Genomic DNA, 20,706 nt, shown 5'->3' on the forward strand with positions numbered 1-20,706 from the left:
AGGGCGGTAGAAACGCGACCTTTGTGAGAGGTAAGAAGACACATGGCGGGCAACAGCGGCGGACCTTGGGGTGGCGGCAGTAACAACGGCGGCAGTGGCGGCGGTGGAAACCGTGGCACCGGCGGCGGCAATGGCAACAACACCGGGCCCCGGCGGCCCGGCGGCGAGGGGCAGAACATCCCCGAGCTCGACGACATCATGCGCAAGGGGCAGGAACAGCTCCGTGTTCTCATGGGTGGCCGCGGCGGCGGCACCGGCGGCACGGGGTCCGGCAAGGAACCGATCAACCCGCGCGCGATGTGGATCGGTGGCATTCTGCTCGTCGCGTTGGCGTGGCTCTACGCGTCCTTCTACTCGGTCCAGCCGGGCGAGCAGGGGGTGGAGCTGTTCCTCGGCTCCGAATACCGCATCACCGGCGACGGCCCGCACCTTGCACCCTGGCCGCTGGTCACCGCCGAGGTCATCAGCACCGAGCAGGAGCGCACCGAAGCAATCGGCAACAACCGCTCGGGCGCGTCGGACACCGGGCTGATGCTGACCACGGACGAGAACATCGTCGACATCGACTTCGACGTGGTCTGGAACATCAGCAACCCCGCCGACTACCTGTTCAACCTGCGCGACCCGGAAGCCACGATCCGCGCGGTGGCGGAATCGGCCATGCGCGAGATCATCGCCCAGTCCGAGTTGGCACCGATCCTCAACCGTGACCGTCAACTGATCGGTGACCAGGCGCTCGCCCTGATCCAGTCCACGATGGACAGCTACGAATCCGGCGTGAACATCATCCGTATCAACCTCGACCGCGCCGACCCGCCGGTGGAGGTGATCGACGCCTTCCGCGAGGTGCAGGCCGCCGAGCAGGAGCGTGACCGTCTCGAGCGGACTGCCGATGCCTACTCCAACCGCGTCACCGCCGGTGCCCGTGGTGAGGCCGCACAGGTGCTGGAAGAAGCCGAGGGTTACCGTGCCCGCGTCGTCAACGAAGCCCTGGGTGAGGCCAGCCGCTTCCTCGCGATCCTTCAGGAATACGAAGTGGCGCCGGAAGTGACCCGTCGTCGCCTCTATCTCGAAACGCTGGAGCGGGTTCTTTCCGATACCGATCTGGTGATCATCGACGGCGAAACCGGCGGCGCCTCGGGCGTGGTGCCCTACCTGCCGCTGAACGAATTGCGTCGCCCGAGTGGCGATACCGAAACAGGGGGCTCGAACTGATATGCGCCGTATTACCTTTCTCATCCCCGCGGTCGTGGTCGTCTTCGGCTTGTTGTCCTCGGCCATTTTCGTAGTCGACGAACGCGAGCGCGCGCTCGTGCTGCAGTTCGGCCAGATCCGGCAGGTGATCAACGAGCCGGGCCTGAACTTCCGCATCCCGATCATCCAGGAGGTGATCTACTACGAGGACCGGATCCTCTCGCTCGACACCGCTGCCACCGAGGTCACGCCCTCCGATGACCGGCGCCTCGTCGTGGACGCCTTCGCGCGTTACCGGATCACCGACACGCGGGTCTTCAACGAGCGTGTGGGCTCGGGCGGCATCCGCCGCGCCGATGACCTGATCGAGGACATTCTCAACGACCGTATCCGCGCGGTTCTGGGTGCCGACGGCGTCACCTCCAATACGATCCTCTCGGAGGAGCGTGCCCGGCTGATGACCCAGATCACGGCGCAGGCGCGGGCACGTGCGGCCTCCCTCGGGGTGCAGATCCTCGACGTGCGCCTGAAGCAGACCAACCTGCCGGCGCAGAACCTCGACGCCACCTTCGCCCGGATGCGGGCCGAGCGTGAACGCGAAGCCGCGGACGAGATCGCTCGCGGTGAAGAAGCCGCACAGCGTATCCGCGCGACGGCCGACCGTACCGTGGTGGAGCTTGTCTCGGACGCGCGCCGCGAGGCCGAGATCACCCGCGGTGAGGCCGATGCGGAACGGACCCGGATCTTCGCCGAAGCCTTCGGTCAGGACACCGAGTTCTTCGACTTCACCCGTTCGCTCACCGCCTACGAGCGCGCGCTGGGGGCAAATTCCAGCTTCGTGATCAGCCCTGACAGCGAGTTCTTCGAGTACTTCGATGGCTCGGCGCTTGGGGGCGGCAACTCGCTTTCGCCTGACCCGGCAGAGTGATCCGCCCATGTGGCTGGCAATATTGATGGGCCTTGGCATGGTCCTCGTGATCGAGGGGCTGGTGTTCGCACTGGCCCCTTCGCGTTTGGAAGACCTGCTGCGCGCGATGCAGGCGATCCCACCCGAGACCCGGCGGCTGATCGGGCTGGGCGCCGTGGCCGCCGGCGCGGTGCTGACCTCATGGGCGATCAGCCTGCTCTGACCGCGCCCCTGCATCGGGGTTGGTTTGCGGCCGCGCCCATGCAAACCTGCCCCCGATATTTCCAGTTTTCACAGCGATGTGACGCGCCGCGAGGCAAGGGGCGGGATTTCCGAACTTGAATCCCCGCGCGCGCGCCCAAAGTATGATTGAAGCAAAAAGTACCCGTCCGACGGTTTATCGAGGAGGCCATTCACCGTGACATTCCATTCAAGACACCCCATCGAAGCCCCAAACCTGCCCCGCGCACGCGCCGTTGCGGCAGAGCGGTCGCGCGCGGTGGGCGATCTCCATCTCGGCATCAGCGCACTGATCGCCCTGTTGACGATGGTCGCCGTGGCTCTGTCTGCCTTGCCCGCCCGCGCCCAGAACGCGACCCTGCCGGGGTTCGCGGACCTCGTCGATCAGGTCGGCGACGCGGTGGTCAACATCACCACGTCTTCGGTCGTCGCAGGCCGCGCCGGACCCGCGCCGGTGGTGCCGGAAGGCTCGCCGCTGGAAGATTTCTTCAACGACTTTCTCGGACCCGACGGCGGCAACGGCCCCGCGCCACGCCGGAGCCAGGCTCTGGGGTCCGGCTTCGTGATTTCGGAAGACGGCTACCTTGTGACGAACAACCACGTCATCGAGGGCGCCGATGAGATCATGATCGAATTCCGCAGCGGCGTTGAACTGCCCGCCGAACTGGTGGGCACCGACCCCAACACCGACATCGCCCTGCTGCGCGTGCAAAGCGATGAGCCGCTGCCCTTCGTGCCCTTCGGCCTCGCCTCCGATCACCGCGTGGGCGATTGGGTGATGGTCATGGGCAACCCGCTGGGGCAGGGCTTCTCTGTCTCGGTCGGCGTGGTGTCGGCCTTCGGGCGCTCGCTCTCGGGCACCTATGACGACTTCATCCAGACCGATGCGGCGATCAACCAGGGTAACTCCGGCGGTCCGCTCTTCAACCTCGACGGCGAGGTGATCGGCGTGAACACCGCGATCCTGTCGCCGACCGGCGGCTCCATCGGTATCGGCTTCGCCATGTCCTCGGACGTGGTGATCAACGTGGTCGACCAGCTGCGTGAATTCGGCGAGACCCGCCGTGGCTGGCTTGGCGTGCGCATCCAGGACGTGACGCCCGAGATGGCCGGCGCCCTCGGTCTTGAAGAAGCACGCGGTGCCATGGTCACCGATGTGCCGGACGGCCCCGCCCTTGAAGGCGGTATCGAGGTCGGCGACGTGATCCTGACCTTCGACGGCACCGACGTGGAGGATACCCGCGGGTTGGTCCGCGTGGTGGGCGACAGCACGGTGGGCGAAACCGTCCGCGTGATGGTCTTCCGGGACGGCGGCACGGAAACGCTCCGCATCACCCTGGGTCGGCGTGAGACGGCGGAATCCGCCAGCGCGCCGCAGGCCCCCGGCGAAACGCCCGAGGCGCCCACGGCCGAGGTTCTGGGCATGACCCTCACCCCGCTGACCGATGAGCTGCGCTCGGAGTTGAACGCCGGCAACGTGACCAATGGCCTGGTCATCACCCAGATCGACCCGATCTCCGACGCGGCCGAGATGGGCCTGCAGGTGGGTGACATCATCACCGAGGTGACCCAGATGCCCGTGACCACCGTGGCGGAGTTCCAGCTGCGCATCGACGCCGCTGACGAGGCGGGACAGGAGACGATCCTCCTGCTGATCCGCCGCGACGGCAACCCGCGGTTCATGGCGCTCGGCATCAAGGACTGACGCGCGCGGCCTGAAACAACAAATAAAGCCCCCGGTGCCTCGATCAGGTGCCGGGGGCTTTTTCTTTGTTGCAAAGAAGAGGACGCGCGGCCTAGTTGCGCGCCAGTTCCGGATCCCAAACCGAGAGCCCCAACTGCCGCGCGGCGGCGAGGGACAGGACCCCGCTGTCGAGGCCTTGGGGTTGCTGGTAGGCGCGGATCGCGGCCACGGTCGCGCGGTTCATGACACCGCTCGCCGCGCCGGTGTAATGCCCGCGAACAGCCAGCGCGCGCTGCAGGTTGGCGATATACTCGGCGTTGCCCTCCATCGCGCAGGGGGTCTCGAACCACGTCTCGGTCCGGTCCTCGACGATTCGCTGCTCGGTGGCGGTGACGAAGACGGCGGGGCGGCGCACGTTGCCGTCGCGGTCCAGCTGTTCGGGCTCGGCCATGATCTGCTCGGTCACCGTCTCGATCACCGCCGGCTGGATCTCCCGGCCATAGCAGCTCTGCGGATCGGCGCCCGGCGGCCCGACCCCGCGAGAGACCTGCACGCCGCCCGAGCCGGAGTTCGTGGAGGGCGTGATGACCGATGTGAAACTGTCCTCGTCCCCCGGCGCGGTCGGCTGACACGCGGCAAGGCCGAGGGCGCCGGCGAGGGCGACCAGAATGAGAGATCTGTGCATGGGACTGCTCAACGTCCTGATTTTGTTTTGCCCGATGGTAACGGAAAACGCCGCTTCGGGGAAGCTTTACGGCCGGCGGCGGGCGTCAGGCGGTTTTTTCCGACGGCGCGTGTTGTGCAAGCAACTCATCAAGCATGGGCGAGATATCCTCGATATGCTCGGCCACCACATGGGTCACATCCCCCTCGCGCTGGATCCGGCCCGTGACCCGCAACAAGCGACCGGCGATCACGGCCCGGCGGTATTTCTCGAACAGTTTCTTCCAGACCACGACGTTGCAGACGCCATATTCGTCTTCCAGCGTGATGAAGATCACACCCTTGGCGGTGCCGGGCCGCTGGCGCACCAGAACGAGACCCGCCACCGTGATCCGCGCGCCATTGGACGGCAGATGCAACAGATGATGCGGCAGGCAGCACGGGGGGCGTGGCCAATCCGGGGGGCGGGTTGCGGGCTCCATGGGTGAACAAATACAGAACATATGTACGGTGGCGCAAGGGGCGTATTCGCACTGGAAAGGCACGCGCGCCCGTACTACCTAGGGGCGATCAAGAATTCAGGGACGCACCATGGCTAAGATTACTTATATCGAACACAATGGCACGAAGCATGAAGTAGAGGTCGCAACCGGCATGACCGTGATGGAAGGCGCCCGCGACAACGCCATTCCCGGCATCGAAGCCGACTGCGGCGGGGCCTGCGCCTGCTCTACCTGCCATGTCTACGTCGACCCCTCCTGGGTCGGGAAGCTCCCCGAGATCGATCCGATGGAAGAGGACATGCTGGAGTTCGCGTACGAGCCCGACGCCGAGCGGTCGCGCCTGACCTGCCAGTTGAAGGTGACCGACGATCTGGACGGCCTCGTGGTGCAAATGCCCGAAAAGCAGATCTGAGTTCATGGCGCCGCGTCGGCTGATCCGCAAGGTGAGAGCACGCGCACGCGGCGCATGGATGGGCCTGTGTCTGGGGCTGGCGGGGGCAGGGGCAGGGGCAGCGCTTGGCTGCACCGCGCCGCCCCATGAGACCACGCAAATGCCTGAAACGCTCAGCGCGCCGTGGCCGGGCCCCGGCGGGCTTTTGGCGTGGTACGATGTCCCCACGACGCGCTATCCCCATGGCGTCCTGGGCGATGCAGTGGAAGCCACGCAGCTTCACGCCTATGCCTCGGATCCGGCGCCACTCTGCGCGACACAGTCATTCGAGCTGCCGCCCGAGCTGGTTTTCGAGGACACCGCGCCTCGGCTCGCGGACCTCGACGGGGACGGCACGCCCGAGATCATCGTGGTGCAAAGCCACCAACGCCTCGGCGCGCAGCTTGCCGTCTATGGCGTCTCGCCCGACGGCGAAAACCTCCGGCAGATCGCCGCGACACCCTTCATCGGCCGCCGCAATCGTTGGCTGGCGCCCATTGGCGCGGCGGATCTTGACGGCGACGGGCGCATGGAAATCGCCTACATCGACCGCCCGCACCTCGCACGCGTGCTTCGCGTCTGGCGGTTCGAGGGGGGCGCGCTGAGTGAAGTGGCCGCGATCGAAGGCCTCACCAACCACCGCATTGGCGAGCCCTTCATCACCGGCGGGCTGCGCGACTGCGGCGCCGGCCCCGAGCTGATCACCGCCAACGCCGATTGGAGCCGCGTGATCGCCACGACCTTGGAGGCAGGCACCCTTACCACCCGCAGCCTCGGACCCTTCAGCCAGGACGCCGTGACCCGCGCCATGGCCTGCCAAGACTGACCACCATGGGTGCCGCGCCCGCCTGACCCCCGCCTGCGCCCCGACAATTCCGCCGCCAGCCCCTTTGCCTGACGGCCCACCCTTGACTTCACCGGCCTCGGACGGTCTATCCGGAGCCGCAAAAACACCCGGAGAGACCCGATGCACGCATATCGCACCCACACCTGTGCCGACCTGACCGCCGCCAATGTCGGCGAGGAGATCCGCCTTTCCGGTTGGGTGCATCGTCGCCGAGATCATGGCGGGGTAATCTTCATCGACCTGCGCGACCATTTCGGCATCACCCAGGTCCTCTGCGACCCCGACAGCCCCGTGTTCTCGAAGGTCGAGAAGCTGCGCGCCGAATATTGTGTGCGCATCGACGGCGTGGTGAAGGCGCGCGCGCCCGAACTGGTGAACGAGAAGCTGCCCACCGGCGAGATCGAGGTCTATATCCGCGACATGGAGGTGCTCGGCGCCGCCGCGGAACTGCCGCTGCAGGTCTTCGGTGATCAGGAATACCCCGAGGAAACGCGCCTGAAATATCGTTACCTCGACCTGCGCCGCGAGAAGATGCAGAACAACATGATGCTGCGCTCCGACGTTGTGGCGAGCATCCGCAAGCGCATGTGGGATAAGGAATTCCGCGAGTTCCAGACGCCGATCATCACCGCCTCCTCCCCCGAGGGGGCGCGTGACTTCCTCGTGCCCTCGCGCCAGCACCCGGGCAAGTTCTACGCGCTCCCGCAGGCCCCGCAGCAGTTCAAGCAGCTGCTCATGGTCTCGGGCTTTGACAAATACTTCCAGATCGCGCCCTGCTTCCGCGACGAGGACCCGCGTGCCGACCGCTCTCCGACCGATTTCTATCAGCTCGACATGGAGATGTCCTTCGTCGAGCAGCAGGACGTCTTCGACACGATCGAGCCGGTCATTCGCGGCGTCTTCGAGGAGTTTGGCGAGGGCGCGTCGGTCGATCAGGACTGGCCGCTGATCAGCTACAAGGACGCGGCACTCTGGTATGGCACCGACAAACCGGACCTGCGCAACCCGATCAAGATGCAGGTGGTCTCGGACCACTTCCGCGGTTCGGGCTTCGCGATCTTCGCCAAACTGCTGGAACAGGAAGGCACGGAAGTGCGCGCCATCCCCGCCCCCACGGGCGGCTCGCGCAAGTTTTGCGACCGGATGAACAAGTTCGCGCAGGAGCAGGGGCTGCCCGGCATGGGCTATATCTTCTGGCGCGATCAAGGCGAGGGCTTGGAAGCGGCCGGCCCGCTGGCCAAGAACATAGGCCCCGAGCGGACCGAGGCGATCCGCGAGCAGTTGGGTCTGGGGATTGGCGACGCGGCCTTCTTCCTCGCCGGCAAGCCGTCGCAGTTCGAGGCCGTCGCGGGCCGCGCCCGCACGGTGATCGGCGACGAGCTCGGCCTGACCGAGCAGGATCGCTTTGCCTTCGCGTGGATCGTGGACTTCCCGATGTACGAGGCCGACGAGGAAACCGGGAAGATCGACTTCTCCCACAACCCCTTCTCGATGCCGCAAGGTGGGCTGGAGGCGCTGAACGGCGACCCGCTGGACGTTCTGGGCTACCAGTATGACCTTGCCTGCAACGGCTACGAGCTGGTCTCCGGCGCGATCCGGAACCACCAGCCCGAGATCATGTTCAAGGCCTTCGAGCTGGCAGGCTATGACGAGGCCGAGGTGCGAAAGCGTTTCGGGGGCATGGTCAACGCGTTCCAATACGGTGCGCCCCCTCACGGCGGTTGCGCGGCGGGTATCGACCGGATCGTGATGCTGCTGGCGGACACTGCGAACATCCGCGAGGTGATCCTGTTCCCGATGAACCAGCGCGCGGAAGATCTTATGATGAACGCGCCGTCCGATCCGACGTCGGATCAGTTGATGGAGCTTGGCCTGCGGGTCATCCCGCAGGACTAGACGACGGCACCGACGGCTTGGATGCGTCCCGAGAGGATCGCGCGGAGAGCCGCGCGGTCCGGCGCGCCGAGGGTCTCGGACATGCGCGCGGCGTGGTCCTCCAGGCTGCTGTCCTTGACCCCGCGCGCCACCCCGATCAGGAAACGCCGCAGGTAGCCCACGGGCGGCCGTTCGAGCGCCAGAAGATCCATGGCGTGGCTCAGGTCTTCGCGAAGCGCGAGGGGATCCGGGTCCACGTTCACCGTGGTGACGACGCGCGGGCCATTGGGCTGCTGCGCATGGGGCAGGTGGGCCAGGATCGCCTCCTGATATGCAGCCACGCTCGACACCGGCTTGGGAATGAAGCCATCGGCGCCGCTGGCCAGAACCGCGGCCTCTGCCGCTTCACGCTCCGCGCCCGAGGTGCCGAGGATCACCTGTACGCGCTGTTTGGTGGCCGCCATGGATGCGATCAGGTCCAACCCCGATCCGTCAGGCAAGCCGAGGTCGATGATCGCGACGGTTGGCGAATAAACGTTGAGGTGCCGCTCGGCGGAGGCGAGGCAATCGGCGCGGCGCAAGCGCGCCCCCGAGCGCAGGCTCATCAGTCTGATCGCTTCCGAGGCGTAGCGGCTGTCTTCCACCACAAGGATCGTGACCCCGAGCAGGGGGCGTTCCGCGGTGGGCTGAGGGCGTAGGTCGAATTCTGCTAATCGGTCATCCATCACTGTTTCCCGTTATGAGGCACGATTCCTTCGCGCTCCCTCACTGTTGCACAGACGAGGTTTACGACCGGTAAACGCGCGCCGATGCGACATCGGCAAACCTTGCCCCCGATGACCCTCCGCTCCATATCAGGAGCAACCATTCAAAGCGGGAAGACCCTGATGATCGGACGCCTCAATCACGTAGCCATCGCCGTGCCGGACCTCGACGCTGCCGCCGCCCTTTATCGCGACACGCTCGGGGCCAAGGTGGGCCCGCCCCAGGATGAGCCCGACCATGGCGTGACGGTGATTTTCATCACTCTTCCAAACACCAAGATCGAGCTTCTCTACCCTCTTGGGGATAACTCTCCCATAGGTTCGTTTCTGGAAAAGAATCCGGCTGGAGGCATCCATCACATCTGTTATGAGGTTGAGAATATCCTAGAGGCTCGGGACAAATTGAAGGCCGACGGCGCCCGCGTTCTCGGCACCGGAGAACCCAAGATCGGTGCTCACGGCAAGCCGGTCCTGTTCCTCCACCCCAAGGATTTCAGCGGCACGCTGGTCGAGCTGGAGCAGGTCTGATGGGCGTCGTCACAGGCATCGTTCTCTATGCCGTCATTTGGTTCATGACGCTCCTGATCGCGCTTCAGGTGCGGGTCACCAGTCAGGACGAAGCCGGAGAGCGGGTCGCAGGCACCCATGGCTCCGCTCCCGCCAATGCGCAGATGAAGAAGCGGGTGATCTGGACCAGCATCGTGGCCGTCGGGATCTGGGCGATCCTCGCGGCAATCATCATCTTCGAGTTGATCTCATTGGAAGATATCGATCTTTTCACCCGCTTCGGGATGGGCGCGCCCGCGTCCCGTTAAGCATGTGGTAAAGGTGGGTGAAGGTCGCGGCGCCAAGGATCGGGACCAGCAGGTTCACCACCGGGATCGTGAGCGGCACCGTCATCAACACGCCCGCCGCGAAGAGCGTCGGGCGATGGCGCTTTCGAAACGCCGCGGCCCCGGCTGCACTCTCGTGGCGGAGCGCGACCATCTGCCCATACTCGCGGCCCAACAGCACGCCGTTCACCACCCAGAACAACAGCGGCGCCAGCGGCGCGAAGAGCAGGTAGAGGATCAGCGCCACGAGGTTCACGCCGACCAGCACGGCGAGGAATTTTGCAACGTCCACAAGGGCTTCGCCGATGGAAAGCCCGCGCGCAGGGGGTAGGCCGGGGTAGTGGCGATCCTCCACCGCGCCGGCGACGCGGTCGATGAAGATGCCCATAAAGGCCGAGGCGACGGGAACCATCAGGAAGATCGACAACAGCAGCATCAGCGGAATGCCCGCGACGGCCAGCGCATTGTCGACCCAGGTGATTTCTCCGATCCAGGGAAGGGCGAAACTCTCGGGCAGCATCCAGCCGATGAAGAGGACAAAGGCCGCGTAAAAGGCGATCAGAAGGCCAATCGTCAGACCCACGCCGAGGCCGAGCACACCGAGGAAGCGGCTGTCGGTCAATTGTCCAAGAGCCTTCAGAAAAGCGTTTATGATCATGTGTCTATCCAGGTCGTGAGCGCATCAATATCGGGCCGGGGCCGGTCGGGCGGCACCCGTGTCTCGTTGCCAATGTGGATATAACCCGCGACCGTTTCATGGGGGAAAAGCCGCAGGCCTTGCGTCAGAAAGAGCCGGTCCGTCGCGCGCCAACCGGTGAGCCACACGGCCCCCCACCCGGACGCGAGCGCCGCGTTCAACAACGACAGGCAGACCGCGGCGGCAGAGGCCAATTGCTCTGATTCCGGCACCTTGGGATGCGCCTTGGGCGCTGCGATCACGGCCACGATGAGGGGGCTCATGCGAAACCCTTCCACGTCCTTTGCGATCCGCGCGGGCTCGAGCCCAAGCGCCTCACCGCGGGTTTGCGACAGCTCCGCGAGCCGTTCACACGCCGCAGCCTCAAGCACCACGAAGCGCCACGGCTCCAGCTTGCCATGATCGGGAACCCGACTGGCGGCCTCCAGCATCGTGGTTAACGCGGCGCGATCCGGGGCGCGGTCACCCAACATCCGCGGCGGCCGCGAGCGCCGGGTGAGCAGGAATTCGAGCGCTTCGGCATTCGGCGCGAGGGGCGGAGGCGTATCAGACATAGGAAGCATTTCGGGCGCTGCCGCGGGAAGATCAAGCCTCAACGGCCCAAAACCCTCCCGCGCGCCGCTTCACTCGGCGTCTTTCGCGGCCGCCTTCTCCTTGGGTGCGGCCTTCTTTGCCGCGGGCTTCTTTTTCGCCGCCGCCTTCTTCTTCGGCGCGGCTTTTTTCTTCGCGGCAGGCTTCTTCTTGCCGGATTTCGCCGCCCGCTCGTCGATCAGGTGCAGGGCCTGGTCCATGGAAATCTCTTCCGGATCAATCTCTTCCGGGATCGTCGCGTTGATCTTTTCCCATTTCACGTAAGGCCCATACTTGCCCTTCATCACGTTCACCGGGCCGCCCGCATCGGGGTGTTCACCCAACTCCCGCAACGGCTTGGCCGCCTGACCGCGCCCGCCGCGCGAGGCGACCTTTTCGGCCAGAAGCTGCACCGCCCGGTTCATGCCGACGGTGAAGACCTCGTCGATGCTCTCGAGGTTGGCGTTGGTGCCGCCCCGGTCCGAGGTGCTTTCGGCGTGCTTGAGGTAGGGGCCGTAGCGCCCGATGTTCGACCAAACCATCACGCCGTCCTCGGGGTGCGGTCCGATCTTGCGCGGCAGCGACAGGAGCATCACGGCCCGCTCGATGTCCAGCTCCTCCGGCGGCCAATCCTTGGGGATCGACTGGCGCGGTGGCTTCTTGTTGTCGTCGGTCACCGCGCCGCGCTGCACGTAGGGGCCGAAACGGCCCTTGAAGACGCGGATTTCGTCGCCCTGATCCTCGCCCAACAGCTTGCCTTCCGGCGGAATGGCAGAGGCCTCGGCCTCGGGGTTCGGGGGGCCGAAGGGCCGGGTGTAGCGGCACTCCGGATAGGCCGAGCAGCCGATGAACGCGCCGCCGGCGCGCGCCGTGCGCATCGACAGGCGTCCAATGCCGCAGTTCGGGCAGAGGCGCGGATCGGTGCCGTCGCCGGGATCGGGGAAGAGATGCGGTTCCAGCACCTCGTTGATCTTCTCCAGCACCTCGGTGATGCGCAGTTCCGAGGTTTCCTCGATCGCGGCGTGAAAATCGCGCCAGAAGCGGTCGAGCACATCCTTGTAATGCCGGTCGCCCGCGCTCACTTCGTCAAGCTGCTGCTCGAGGTCGGCGGTGAAGTCATATTGTACGTAGCGATTGAAATAATTGGACAAAAAAACGGTAACGAGCCGGCCCTTGTCCTCGGGGATCAGGCGGCCCTTGTCCTTCAGCACGTAGCCGCGGTTCTGGATCGTGTCCATGATCGAGGCGTAGGTGGAGGGGCGGCCGATGCCGAGTTCTTCCATCCGCTTGACGAGCGTGGCCTCCGTGTAGCGGGGCGGCGGCGAGGTGTGGTGCTGCTGGCCCAGAACCGCGCCCGAGGCGGCCAGGATCGCGCCTTTCGAGCGGCGAAGATCGCCGCTGTCGTCTTCCACGACATCCTCGCCCGAGAATTTCGCGTAGTCAGCGGCCAGCGCGTTGCTGCTTGGAGCGAGCGCGTCGCCCTTGTGGACCTGCGGCAGACGTTTGCTGTCCTCGTCGTCACCCGCGTCGTCGCGGCCTTCCTCGTAGACCTTCAGGAATCCGTCGAAAAGCATGACCTGCCCGGTCGCGCGCAGCTCCACATCGCGGTCGTCTGAGGCGATGGTCACCGTGGTGCGCTCCAGCCGCGCGGCTTCCATCTGGCTTGCAATGGTGCGCTTCCAGATCAGGTCGTAGAGCTTGCGCTGGTCGTCCTCCGAGAGCTTCAGATCCTCCGCCGCCTTCGACATATCGGTGGGCCGCACGCATTCGTGGGCCTCCTGCGCGTTCTTGGCTTTGTTCTTGTAAATCCGGGGCTTGTCAGGAACGTAGCTGTCCCCGTAGCGGGCGGTGATGGCGCCGCGGGCCTGCTCGACCGCCTCGGGGGCCATGTCGATGCCGTCGGTCCGCATGTAGGTGATGTGCCCCGCCTCGTAGAGCCGTTGCGCCGTGCTCATCGCCTGTTTCGCGCCCATGCCGAGCTTGCGCGAGGCTTCCTGCTGCAGCGTCGAGGTCATGAAGGGCGGCGAGGGGTTGCGGTTGGCGGGCTTGGCCTCGACCTCCGCGACGCTCAGCTTGCGCGAGGAGACGGCCTGCACGGCAAGGCCTGCCTCGGCGGCGGAGGGCAGGTCGTAGCGGTCGAGCTTCTTGCCGCCGAGAACCGTCAGCCGGGCCTCGATCGGCTGGCCGCGGGGGGTGTCGAGAACGGCACGGACGGACCAGTATTCACGCGGGCGGAACGCCTCGATCTCCATCTCGCGCTCGACCACGAGGCGCAGGCAGACCGATTGCACCCGGCCCGCCGACTTCGCGCCGGGCAGCTTGCGCCAGAGCACCGGCGAAAGGTTGAAGCCCACGAGATAATCCAGCGCGCGGCGGGCGAGGTAGGCCTCGACCAACTCCATATCCACTTGCCGCGGCTCGGCCATCGCCTTGGTCACCGCATCCTTGGTGATCGCGTTGAAGGTCACGCGGCTGACCGGCGTGTCCTTCTTGATCGCCTTGCGCGAGGTCAGTGCCTCCTGCAGGTGCCATGAGATCGCCTCACCCTCGCGGTCGGGGTCGGTCGCGAGGATCAGGGCGTTGTCCTGCTTCAGCGCGTCGACGATGGCTTTGACGTGCTTCTTGGAGTCGCTGCCGATCTCCCATTTCATCTCGAAACCGTCGTCCGTATCGACCGATCCGTCCTTCGAGGGCAGATCGCGGACGTGGCCGTAGGATGCGAGGACCGTATAATCATCGCCCAGATATTTGTTAATTGTCTTGGCCTTAGCCGGGGATTCGACAACAACGACGGGCATGATTTAATCACTTTCAAACGGAATAGGACTGGCGGCGGAACATGTGTGCGCTTTGCGTGGGATGTCAATGCGCGACGCTGAATGCAAGGCTTTGTCGGCTGGTAAGGCACCCATCCGGTGCTTTTCCGAAGGATAAATAAGCGGCCTCGGCGAGAGTGCAGTGCGCGTGTTTCAGGCCGGCGTGGTGACGCTGATCATCCCGCCCGACGACCGGATCACGCGGCCCGACATCTCCAGCACGGCGAGGGCCTGAGCCATGTCGCGGGGGGAGGCGGAGAGATCGCGGATGAGCTGATCCTCGGCCACCGGTGCCGCGCCTGCGTGGGACAGGATCCGTCCTTCCAGCCCGCCATCGCGGGCGGAGGGGACGGGGGGCGGCGACTGGTAATCCCGGACCATGGCCGACGCGCTGCCCGGCGGAGGCTTGGGCGCGCCGAGGGCTTCGATCACATCCTCCACGCCGCGGACCAGCGTGGCCCCGTCGCGCAACAGGATGTTGGCCCCCGAGGCGCGGCTGTCCAACGGATGTCCGGGGACCGCCATGACGTCGCGCCCCTGTTCGGCGGCGCATCGCGCGGTGATCAAGGAACCCGAGCGCGCCGCCGCCTCCACCACGATCACCCCGCGCGCAAGGCCCGAGACGATTCGGTTGCGGCGCGGGAAGTGGCGCGCTTGCGGTTGCAGGCCGAGGGGCTGCTCGGACAGGCGCAGGCCCACCTCGGCGATCTGCGCCGCGATCTCGGCGTTTTCCGTCGGGTAGACGACATCGACACCGCCAGCGAGTACCGCCACGGTTCCGGTCTCCAGACTGCTCTTGTGTGCGATGGCATCAATGCCCCGCGCAAGGCCCGAGACGATCGTGAAGCCCGCCTCGCCAAGGGTTGCGGCCAGTTTGCGCGCCATTCGTGTCCCGAGGCTCGATGCATTCCGCGTCCCGACGAGCGCCACGCAGGGGCGCGCCATCAGGGCAGGGCGGCCGATCGCCCAGAGCACCGGCGGCGCGTCGCCGATTTCAGCAAGACACGCCGGATAGGCGGCATCGCCAAGGCAGATCATCCGCGCCCCGACCCGCTCGGCCGCGCGCAGCTCTGCCATGACGACCGCTTCGGGGCAGATTTCATACTCCCGCACCCCGGCGGCGGCGGCGACCTCCGGCAGAGCCTCCAGCGCGGCGGCGGCGGTGCCGTGTTCTGCGAGCAGCCGCAGATACGTCGCCGGCCCCACCCGGCGCGAGCGGATCAGCCGCAGCCGCAGCAACCGGTCGTCATCGCCCGCCGCGGGGGGCGGCCTGTAGGCAACCGGCGCCTCGAAGAACGCCGCATCCAACCAATCGCTCGGTTGCTGCGTGTCGGCCCATTGGCCAGCCAAGGGAGAATCGGGTGCGGTCCACATGCCTTCAGGCTTGCTGGAACTGGTTAACGAAACCTTAACCGGCCACGCCCGTGCCGCGGGTATTTATCGCCAATTTGAACGGATTCGTTAACCGGCACCGCCCCCCGCGTCAGTGCGCAGCAAGGCGTTCGAGCATAAAACCCACGCCGCAGCCCCCCTCACGGCGGCATCGAACCGCGGGCTTACGCGGCAGAGCCGCCCACGGTCAGCCCGCCGATCAGCAGCGTCGGTTGGCCCACGCCCACCGGCACCCATTGGCCTTGCTTGCCGCAATTGCCCATGCCGGGATCGAGCGCCATGTCATTGCCGATGGCGCGGATCTGCTTCAAGGCGGTGGCCCCGTCTCCGATCAGCGTCGCGCCCTTCACCGGCGCGCCGACAACGCCGTTCTTCACCCGGTAGGCCTCGGTGCAGGAGAAGACGAACTTGCCGTTGGTGATGTCCACCTGGCCGCCGCCGAAACCGACCGCGTAGATCCCGTCCTTCACGTCGGCCACGATGTCGCCGGGCGCCACGTCGCTGCCAAGCATGTAGGTGTTGGTCATCCGCGTCATCGGGGCATGCGCGTAGCTCTCGCGGCGGCCGTTGCCGGTGGGGGCGACCCCCATCAGGCGGGCCGACTGGCGATCCTGCATGTAACCCACCAGCACGCCGTCCTCGATCAGCGTGGTGGCCTCCGACGGCGTGCCCTCGTCATCGACCGAGATCGAGCCGCGCCGGTCCGGAATCGTGCCGTCATCCAGCACCGTCACGCCCTTCGACGCGATCTGCTGGCCCATCAGCCCGGCAAAGGCGCTCTGCTTCTTGCGGTTGAAATCGCCCTCCAGCCCGTGGCCAATGGCCTCGTGCAGCAGGATGCCCGGCCAGCCCGGCCCAAGCGCCACATCCATGACCCCGGCAGGCGCGGGCTCGGCGGAGAGGTTGACCACCGCCACCCGCAGCGCCTCGCGCGCGGTGGCTTCCCAATGCGCGCGGGTGATCAGCCCGGTCAGCCCGACCCGTCCGCCGCCGCCCGCTGAGCCGGATTCGCGGCGGCCGTTTTCCTCGACGATGATCGACACGTTCAGCCGCACCATCGGGCGCACGTCGCTGACACTGCCGCCCTCGGGGCGCAGGATCACCACCTCCTGATGCGAGGCCGCCATCGAGGCGCTGACCTGCACCACGCGCTTGTCCAGTCCGCGGGCGAAGGCGTCGATCTCGGCCAGCGTCTCCAGCTTCACGCCGAATTCCGCGCCCGCCATCGGGTCCTCGTCGGTGTAGAGCTTCTCGTTCGTGCCGCGCGGCGCATCGGCCAAGGTGCCGCCGCCGTCACCCACCGCAAGGCGCGCCGTCTCGGCGGCGCGGCGCAGGGCGGCCTCCGAGATCTCGGTGGAATGGGCGTAGCCCGCCACTTCGCCTTTCACCGCGCGCAGGCCGAAGCCCTGTACCGCGTCGTAGGAGGCGTTCTTGACCCGCCCGTCGTCGAAGACCAGAACCTCCGAGCGGCACCGCTCCAGAAACAGCTCTCCGTCGTCGGCCCCCTCGGTGGCGGCGCGCAGCACCCGCAGGGCGGCGGCTTCATCGAGGTGGGTCTCGAACGGACGGAAGGGGGTGGTGTCAGACATGGGGGAGGCTCCTTGAGATCGGCGTATATATAGTGTGTTTCGCGTCAGGTGCGACACCCCGTCTCAACCATAAGGTGAGACAATTTAGGCCCATGCCTTGTGTGACGCGGCGCTATATGGTCTGGCACAGCGTGAATAGATGATGGCACCGCCCGAGGGGGGATTGCCTCCTTCGATCACCGGACCGGACGGACAACAGGACAGACCACATGGCAAATCGCAAGACGCTCAGCGGCGTTATGGCCGCACTTGGCGCAACCTTCACCTCCACCATGGTGGCCGCGCAGACCACCGGAATGCGTGACGGACTCGAGATCATCGGCGCACCGATTCCCGGCGGCATCGATTTCCAGCCCGGCGTCACCGGCGGCGCATTGGACATCCGTGCCCTGGACGAGCTGCTGTTGTGGGTCGCCGGCCTGATCACGCTCTTCGTGCTGGCCCTGATGGTCTATGCCGCGATCAAGCATAACGCCCGCGCCAACCCGGTGCCGGCCTCCTTCACCCACAACACCCGGATCGAGGTCGCCTGGACCATCGTGCCGCTGATCATCCTCGTCGTCATCGGCGCGTTTTCCCTGCCGGTCCTGTTCCGTCAGCAGACGATCCCCGAGGCTGATGTTGTCGTGAAGGCCACCGGCTACCAGTGGTACTGGGGCTATGAATATCCCGAAGAGGGCATCTCCTACGACAGCTTCATGCTGGCCGAGGACGAGCTTGCCGATTACGGCTACTCCGAGGACGAATACCTGCTGGCCACCGACACGGCCGTCGTCGTGCCCACCGGCCAGCGCGTCGTGGTGCAGGTCACCGCGGCTGACGTGATCCACTCCTGGACGATCCCGGCCTTCGGCGTGAAGCAGGACGGCGTGCCCGGTCGTCTGGCCGAGCTGCACTTCGAGGTGATCCCCGGTGAGGAAGGCGTCTACTTCGGCCAGTGCTCCGAGCTTTGCGGTGCCTCCCACGCCTACATGCCGATCACCGTCTTCGCTGTCACCGAAGAGGAATACGCGGCATGGCTGGCCGGTGAAGCGGCCGAGTTTGCCTCGCTCGACGGGGCCCGCGCACCGCGCTACCTTGAACTGGCCGCGGCGGAGTAAGCCTGCATCATGAGCGATTTCACCGCACAATCCACACCCGAGCCCCGCGAGTATGACGCGGGGTTTGGCGATTATTTCGCGCTGCTCAAGCCGCGCGTCATGTCGCTGGTGGTGTTCACGGCGCTGGTCGGCATTCTCGTCGCGCCGGGTGGGATCTCTCCGATGGTGGGCTTCACCGCGATCTTGTTCATCGCGCTGGGGGCAGGGGCTTCGGGCGCGCTGAACATGTGGTACGACGCCGACATCGACGCGGTGATGAAGCGCACCGCCAAGCGGCCGGTGCCCTCGGGCCGCGTCCCGGCGGGCGAGGCGCTGACCCTCGGGCTCTGGCTCTCGGCGCTGTCGGTCGTGATGCTCGGGCTGGCGACAAACTGGGTCGCTGCGGCGCTCCTGGCCTTCACGATCTTCTTCTACGCCGTGGTCTATTCCATGTGGCTCAAGCGCTCGACGCCCTGGAACATCGTGATCGGCGGCGCCGCGGGCTCCTTCCCGCCGATGATCGGCTGGGCGGCTGTCACCGGCGATGTCTCTCTCGCGTCGGTGCTGATGTTCGGCCTGATCTTCATGTGGACGCCGCCCCATTTCTGGGCGCTGGCGCTGTTCATGAAGGGTGATTACCACAAGGCCGAGGTGCCGATGCTGACGGTTACCCATGGCCGTCGGGAGACCCGTCGCCAGATCCTGATCTACACGGTCCTGCTGGTGCCAGTCGCCCTTGGCCTCGTGCTGACCGAGGTGGCCGGTCCGGTCTACCTTGTCACGGCTGTGGTGATGAACGCGCTCTTCCTCAAGGGCGCCTACGACATCTGGAAGCGCGAGGAGGCCGCGGCCGAGGCCGACAATTACGCAGTTGAGCGTCGCGTGTTCAAATTCTCGCTGCTCTACCTGTTCCTGCACTTCGGGGCGCTGCTCCTCGATGCGGTCTGGAGGTTGATCTGATGGCCGAAGGTAAAGGGCTCACCGAAACCCATGAAATCCACAAGCGCCGTCTGGGCCGCAACGTGGGCACGGCGCTCTGCCTGTTGGGCTTTTGCGCGATTGTCTTCGGCCTGACGGTGGCCAAGGTCCGCGAAGGCGGCCTCTTGGAAGCCAACGACCATGTGCCGCGCGCCTCTGTCCTGCCGATCACGGAGGACACGCAGTGAGCCAGACGCCGAAGACACCCGCAGGCGAGACCGTCCGCAAGCGGATGGATCCGAAGTCCCGCACGGTGCTGCAACTCTGCGGCGTCGTGGTGGTCATGGCCGGCCTGACCGCCGCCGCGGTGCCTTTCTACGACTGGTTCTGCCGCGTCACCGGCTTCGGCGGCGCAACGGTCACGGCCGATGCCGGCAGCGACGCCGTGCTCGACGACGTGATCCGCATCCGCTTCGACGCCTCGACCGCAAGCGATATGCCCTGGGAGTTCCGCCCGATGGAGCCCCACATGGACATCCGCATCGGCGAGACCGGTTTGGCCTTCTACGAGGCCTACAACCCGACCGACGCGCCGATCGCAGGCACCGCCAGCTACAATGTTGCCCCTTTCGTGACCGGCGGCTACTTTGTGAAAATCGCCTGCTTCTGTTTCGAGATGCAGGTGTTGCAGCCCGGTGAACGGGTTGAAATGCCTGTCACATTCTTTGTCGATCCCGAGATCCGCAACGATCCCGAGACCGTCGACACGCCCGCTATCACCCTGTCGTATACGTTCCACGTAACCGACATGCCCGAAGACTACGCCGCCCTCGAGGCGGAGAACTAAGATCAGTCCGGAGATCCCCATGGCCCACGTTAAACGCCACGATTATCACATCCTGCCGCCGTCGATTTGGCCGCTCATGGGCGCCGCCGGCGCATTCGCCATGCTCTTTGGTGCCGTGAACTGGATGCACTCGGGCTCGCCCTGGCTGTTCCTCGCGGGCTTTGTCGCCGTGCTCTACGTCATGTTCGCCTGGTGGTCGGATGTCGTGACCGAAAGCGGCGAGGGCGATCACACGCCGGTCGTGCGCATCGGCCTGCGTTACGGCTTCATCATGTTCATCATGTCCGAGGTGATGTTCTTCGTGGCCTGGTTCTGGGCGTTCTTCAAGCACACCATCTACTCGATGGACACCTATGAAGCCTCGACCTACCTGCCGCCGGAGATCCACCAGGTCGACCCGTTCCACCTGCCGCTGATCAACACGCTGGTCCTGCTGCTGTCGGGCTGCCTCGTGACCTGGGCGCACCACGTGCTGGTCCACGGCGGGCCGCGCAAGGACATCGAGTATGGCCTTCTGGGTGCGGTGATCCTCGGCCTCGCCTTCACCGGCTTGCAGGCCTTCGAATATTGGGAGCTGATCGTTCACGACGGCTGGCAGTTCGGCGGCCCCGATGGCGACCGCTTCTACTCCACCTTCTTCATGGCCACGGGCTTCCACGGCTTCCACGTGATCATCGGCACGATCTTCCTGTTCATCTGCTACCTGCGGGTGCGCAAGGGTCACTTCACCGCCGAGCAGCACATCGGCTTCGAGGCCGCCGCCTGGTACTGGCACTTCGTCGACGTGGTGTGGCTGTTCCTCTTCGTGGCGGTCTACATCTGGGGCCAGTAACCTCGGGTGTGTTGGACGGGGCCGGA

The 20,706-nt window shown here is 65.8% G+C and carries 22 protein-coding genes; 14 read left to right on the top strand and 8 right to left on the bottom strand.

Going from position 1 to position 20,706, the window contains the following annotated elements; genetic code table 11:
• Positions 1 to 42: 42 nt before the first annotated feature.
• From hflK to KYE46_RS06785, 4 genes are all read left to right on the top strand, one after another.
• Positions 43 to 1,215, top strand: a complete 1,173-nt coding sequence (gene hflK / locus KYE46_RS06770; protein WP_219004371.1) for an FtsH protease activity modulator HflK — start codon at positions 43 to 45, stop codon at positions 1,213 to 1,215.
• 1 nt (position 1,216) lies between these two features.
• Positions 1,217 to 2,122 carry a protease modulator HflC gene (gene hflC / locus KYE46_RS06775; protein WP_219004373.1) on the top strand — a complete coding sequence of 302 codons (906 nt, stop codon included), beginning with the start codon at positions 1,217 to 1,219 and terminating at the stop codon, positions 2,120 to 2,122.
• Positions 2,123 to 2,129: 7 nt separating this feature from the next.
• Positions 2,130 to 2,324 (top strand): DUF2065 domain-containing protein, encoded by a 195-nt coding sequence (locus KYE46_RS06780; protein WP_219004375.1) that lies wholly within the window; start codon positions 2,130 to 2,132, stop codon positions 2,322 to 2,324.
• Positions 2,325 to 2,648: 324 nt separating this feature from the next.
• A complete protein-coding gene (locus tag KYE46_RS06785; RefSeq protein ID WP_219005044.1) occupies positions 2,649 to 4,046 on the top strand; it encodes a Do family serine endopeptidase in 1,398 nt (465 codons plus the stop codon).
• 91 nt (positions 4,047 to 4,137) lie between these two features.
• Here KYE46_RS06785 and KYE46_RS06790 read toward each other — a convergent pair whose 3' ends face one another.
• Positions 4,138 to 4,710: a peptidoglycan-binding domain-containing protein gene (locus KYE46_RS06790; RefSeq protein ID WP_219004377.1), complete on the bottom strand. Its 573-nt coding sequence runs from the start codon at positions 4,708 to 4,710 to the stop codon at positions 4,138 to 4,140.
• Positions 4,711 to 4,795: 85 nt separating this feature from the next.
• Complete coding sequence (locus tag KYE46_RS06795) at positions 4,796 to 5,191, bottom strand: OB-fold nucleic acid binding domain-containing protein (protein WP_219004379.1); 396 nt, start codon at positions 5,189 to 5,191, stop codon at positions 4,796 to 4,798.
• 88 nt (positions 5,192 to 5,279) lie between these two features.
• On the opposite strand from KYE46_RS06795, the gene KYE46_RS06800 reads away from it, so the two are divergent.
• The 3 genes from KYE46_RS06800 (at position 5,280) to aspS (ending at position 8,364) form a co-directional block, all read left to right on the top strand.
• Positions 5,280 to 5,603: a 2Fe-2S iron-sulfur cluster-binding protein gene (locus tag KYE46_RS06800; protein WP_219004381.1), complete on the top strand. Its 324-nt coding sequence runs from the start codon at positions 5,280 to 5,282 to the stop codon at positions 5,601 to 5,603.
• A 4-nt stretch (positions 5,604 to 5,607) separates the two neighbouring features.
• Complete coding sequence (locus tag KYE46_RS06805; RefSeq protein ID WP_219004382.1) at positions 5,608 to 6,447, top strand: FG-GAP repeat domain-containing protein; 840 nt, start codon at positions 5,608 to 5,610, stop codon at positions 6,445 to 6,447.
• A 141-nt stretch (positions 6,448 to 6,588) separates the two neighbouring features.
• The gene (gene aspS, locus KYE46_RS06810) at positions 6,589 to 8,364 is read left to right on the top strand and encodes an aspartate--tRNA ligase (protein ID WP_219004384.1); all 1,776 of its coding nucleotides are present in this window, start codon (positions 6,589 to 6,591) and stop codon (positions 8,362 to 8,364) included.
• Here the strand turns inward: aspS and KYE46_RS06815 are convergent.
• Positions 8,361 to 9,068: a response regulator gene (locus KYE46_RS06815; protein ID WP_219004386.1), complete on the bottom strand. Its 708-nt coding sequence runs from the start codon at positions 9,066 to 9,068 to the stop codon at positions 8,361 to 8,363. The two genes, aspS and KYE46_RS06815, sit on opposite strands and share 4 nt — an antisense overlap.
• Positions 9,069 to 9,230: 162 nt before the next feature.
• On the opposite strand from KYE46_RS06815, the gene mce reads away from it, so the two are divergent.
• Positions 9,231 to 9,635 (top strand): methylmalonyl-CoA epimerase, encoded by a 405-nt coding sequence (mce, locus tag KYE46_RS06820; protein WP_219005045.1) that lies wholly within the window; start codon positions 9,231 to 9,233, stop codon positions 9,633 to 9,635.
• On the top strand, positions 9,635 to 9,922 hold the full coding sequence (locus tag KYE46_RS06825) for a DUF1467 family protein (RefSeq protein ID WP_219004388.1): 288 nt from the start codon (positions 9,635 to 9,637) through the stop codon (positions 9,920 to 9,922). The genes mce and KYE46_RS06825 overlap by 1 nt, the downstream gene beginning before the upstream one ends.
• Here the strand turns inward: KYE46_RS06825 and KYE46_RS06830 are convergent.
• The 5 genes from KYE46_RS06830 to tldD all read right to left on the bottom strand — a co-directional run bounded on the left by KYE46_RS06830 (position 9,885) and on the right by tldD (position 17,004).
• The gene (locus KYE46_RS06830) at positions 9,885 to 10,598 is read right to left on the bottom strand and encodes an EI24 domain-containing protein (RefSeq protein WP_219004389.1); all 714 of its coding nucleotides are present in this window, start codon (positions 10,596 to 10,598) and stop codon (positions 9,885 to 9,887) included. The two genes, KYE46_RS06825 and KYE46_RS06830, sit on opposite strands and share 38 nt — an antisense overlap.
• Entirely contained in the window at positions 10,595 to 11,191 is a 597-nt protein-coding gene (locus tag KYE46_RS06835) for a nitroreductase family protein (RefSeq protein ID WP_219004391.1), read from the bottom strand. Before KYE46_RS06835 ends, KYE46_RS06830 begins: the two co-directional genes overlap by 4 nt.
• 69 nt (positions 11,192 to 11,260) lie before the next feature.
• A complete protein-coding gene (gene topA / locus KYE46_RS06840) occupies positions 11,261 to 14,005 on the bottom strand; it encodes a type I DNA topoisomerase (protein ID WP_219004393.1) in 2,745 nt (914 codons plus the stop codon).
• A 171-nt stretch (positions 14,006 to 14,176) separates the two neighbouring features.
• On the bottom strand, positions 14,177 to 15,397 hold the full coding sequence (gene dprA / locus KYE46_RS06845) for a DNA-processing protein DprA (protein WP_219004396.1): 1,221 nt from the start codon (positions 15,395 to 15,397) through the stop codon (positions 14,177 to 14,179).
• A gap of 182 nt (positions 15,398 to 15,579) precedes the next feature.
• Complete coding sequence (gene tldD, locus KYE46_RS06850) at positions 15,580 to 17,004, bottom strand: metalloprotease TldD (protein WP_219004398.1); 1,425 nt, start codon at positions 17,002 to 17,004, stop codon at positions 15,580 to 15,582.
• Positions 17,005 to 17,213: 209 nt separating this feature from the next.
• Here tldD and coxB point away from each other — a divergent pair, with 209 nt between their 5' ends.
• The 5 genes from coxB to KYE46_RS06875 are packed head-to-tail and all read left to right on the top strand — an operon-like array spanning position 17,214 to position 20,680.
• A complete protein-coding gene (gene coxB, locus KYE46_RS06855; RefSeq protein WP_219004400.1) occupies positions 17,214 to 18,104 on the top strand; it encodes a cytochrome c oxidase subunit II in 891 nt (296 codons plus the stop codon).
• Between the two features lie 9 nt (positions 18,105 to 18,113).
• Entirely contained in the window at positions 18,114 to 19,043 is a 930-nt protein-coding gene (gene cyoE / locus KYE46_RS06860) for a heme o synthase (protein ID WP_219004402.1), read from the top strand.
• The gene (locus tag KYE46_RS06865; protein WP_219004404.1) at positions 19,043 to 19,249 is read left to right on the top strand and encodes a hypothetical protein; all 207 of its coding nucleotides are present in this window, start codon (positions 19,043 to 19,045) and stop codon (positions 19,247 to 19,249) included. The genes cyoE and KYE46_RS06865 overlap by 1 nt, the downstream gene beginning before the upstream one ends.
• A gap of 44 nt (positions 19,250 to 19,293) precedes the next feature.
• The gene (locus KYE46_RS06870) at positions 19,294 to 19,848 is read left to right on the top strand and encodes a cytochrome c oxidase assembly protein (protein WP_219005046.1); all 555 of its coding nucleotides are present in this window, start codon (positions 19,294 to 19,296) and stop codon (positions 19,846 to 19,848) included.
• Between the two features lie 19 nt (positions 19,849 to 19,867).
• Positions 19,868 to 20,680 (top strand): cytochrome c oxidase subunit 3, encoded by an 813-nt coding sequence (locus KYE46_RS06875; protein WP_219004406.1) that lies wholly within the window; start codon positions 19,868 to 19,870, stop codon positions 20,678 to 20,680.
• Positions 20,681 to 20,706: the final 26 nt, after the last annotated feature.

This window comes from Gymnodinialimonas ceratoperidinii (assembly GCF_019297855.1).
Classification (GTDB): Bacteria; Pseudomonadota; Alphaproteobacteria; order Rhodobacterales; family Rhodobacteraceae; genus Gymnodinialimonas; species Gymnodinialimonas ceratoperidinii.

What these genes read in the sequence shown, in the direction of transcription:
- hflK (WP_219004371.1), top strand. Translation starts at nt 43, where the DNA reads ATGGCGGGCAACAGCGGCGGACCTTGGGGTGGCGGCAGTAACAACGGC.
- hflC (WP_219004373.1), top strand. Translation starts at nt 1,217, where the DNA reads ATGCGCCGTATTACCTTTCTCATCCCCGCGGTCGTGGTCGTCTTCGGC.
- KYE46_RS06780 (WP_219004375.1), top strand. Translation starts at nt 2,130, where the DNA reads ATGTGGCTGGCAATATTGATGGGCCTTGGCATGGTCCTCGTGATCGAG.
- KYE46_RS06785 (WP_219005044.1), top strand. Translation starts at nt 2,649, where the DNA reads ATGGTCGCCGTGGCTCTGTCTGCCTTGCCCGCCCGCGCCCAGAACGCG.
- KYE46_RS06790 (WP_219004377.1), bottom strand. Translation starts at nt 4,710, where the DNA reads ATGCACAGATCTCTCATTCTGGTCGCCCTCGCCGGCGCCCTCGGCCTT.
- KYE46_RS06795 (WP_219004379.1), bottom strand. Translation starts at nt 5,191, where the DNA reads ATGTTCTGTATTTGTTCACCCATGGAGCCCGCAACCCGCCCCCCGGAT.
- KYE46_RS06800 (WP_219004381.1), top strand. Translation starts at nt 5,280, where the DNA reads ATGGCTAAGATTACTTATATCGAACACAATGGCACGAAGCATGAAGTA.
- KYE46_RS06805 (WP_219004382.1), top strand. Translation starts at nt 5,608, where the DNA reads ATGGCGCCGCGTCGGCTGATCCGCAAGGTGAGAGCACGCGCACGCGGC.
- aspS (WP_219004384.1), top strand. Translation starts at nt 6,589, where the DNA reads ATGCACGCATATCGCACCCACACCTGTGCCGACCTGACCGCCGCCAAT.
- KYE46_RS06815 (WP_219004386.1), bottom strand. Translation starts at nt 9,068, where the DNA reads ATGGATGACCGATTAGCAGAATTCGACCTACGCCCTCAGCCCACCGCG.
- mce (WP_219005045.1), top strand. Translation starts at nt 9,231, where the DNA reads ATGATCGGACGCCTCAATCACGTAGCCATCGCCGTGCCGGACCTCGAC.
- KYE46_RS06825 (WP_219004388.1), top strand. Translation starts at nt 9,635, where the DNA reads ATGGGCGTCGTCACAGGCATCGTTCTCTATGCCGTCATTTGGTTCATG.
- KYE46_RS06830 (WP_219004389.1), bottom strand. Translation starts at nt 10,598, where the DNA reads ATGATCATAAACGCTTTTCTGAAGGCTCTTGGACAATTGACCGACAGC.
- KYE46_RS06835 (WP_219004391.1), bottom strand. Translation starts at nt 11,191, where the DNA reads ATGTCTGATACGCCTCCGCCCCTCGCGCCGAATGCCGAAGCGCTCGAA.
- topA (WP_219004393.1), bottom strand. Translation starts at nt 14,005, where the DNA reads ATGCCCGTCGTTGTTGTCGAATCCCCGGCTAAGGCCAAGACAATTAAC.
- dprA (WP_219004396.1), bottom strand. Translation starts at nt 15,397, where the DNA reads ATGTGGACCGCACCCGATTCTCCCTTGGCTGGCCAATGGGCCGACACG.
- tldD (WP_219004398.1), bottom strand. Translation starts at nt 17,004, where the DNA reads ATGTCTGACACCACCCCCTTCCGTCCGTTCGAGACCCACCTCGATGAA.
- coxB (WP_219004400.1), top strand. Translation starts at nt 17,214, where the DNA reads ATGGCAAATCGCAAGACGCTCAGCGGCGTTATGGCCGCACTTGGCGCA.
- cyoE (WP_219004402.1), top strand. Translation starts at nt 18,114, where the DNA reads ATGAGCGATTTCACCGCACAATCCACACCCGAGCCCCGCGAGTATGAC.
- KYE46_RS06865 (WP_219004404.1), top strand. Translation starts at nt 19,043, where the DNA reads ATGGCCGAAGGTAAAGGGCTCACCGAAACCCATGAAATCCACAAGCGC.
- KYE46_RS06870 (WP_219005046.1), top strand. Translation starts at nt 19,294, where the DNA reads ATGGATCCGAAGTCCCGCACGGTGCTGCAACTCTGCGGCGTCGTGGTG.
- KYE46_RS06875 (WP_219004406.1), top strand. Translation starts at nt 19,868, where the DNA reads ATGGCCCACGTTAAACGCCACGATTATCACATCCTGCCGCCGTCGATT.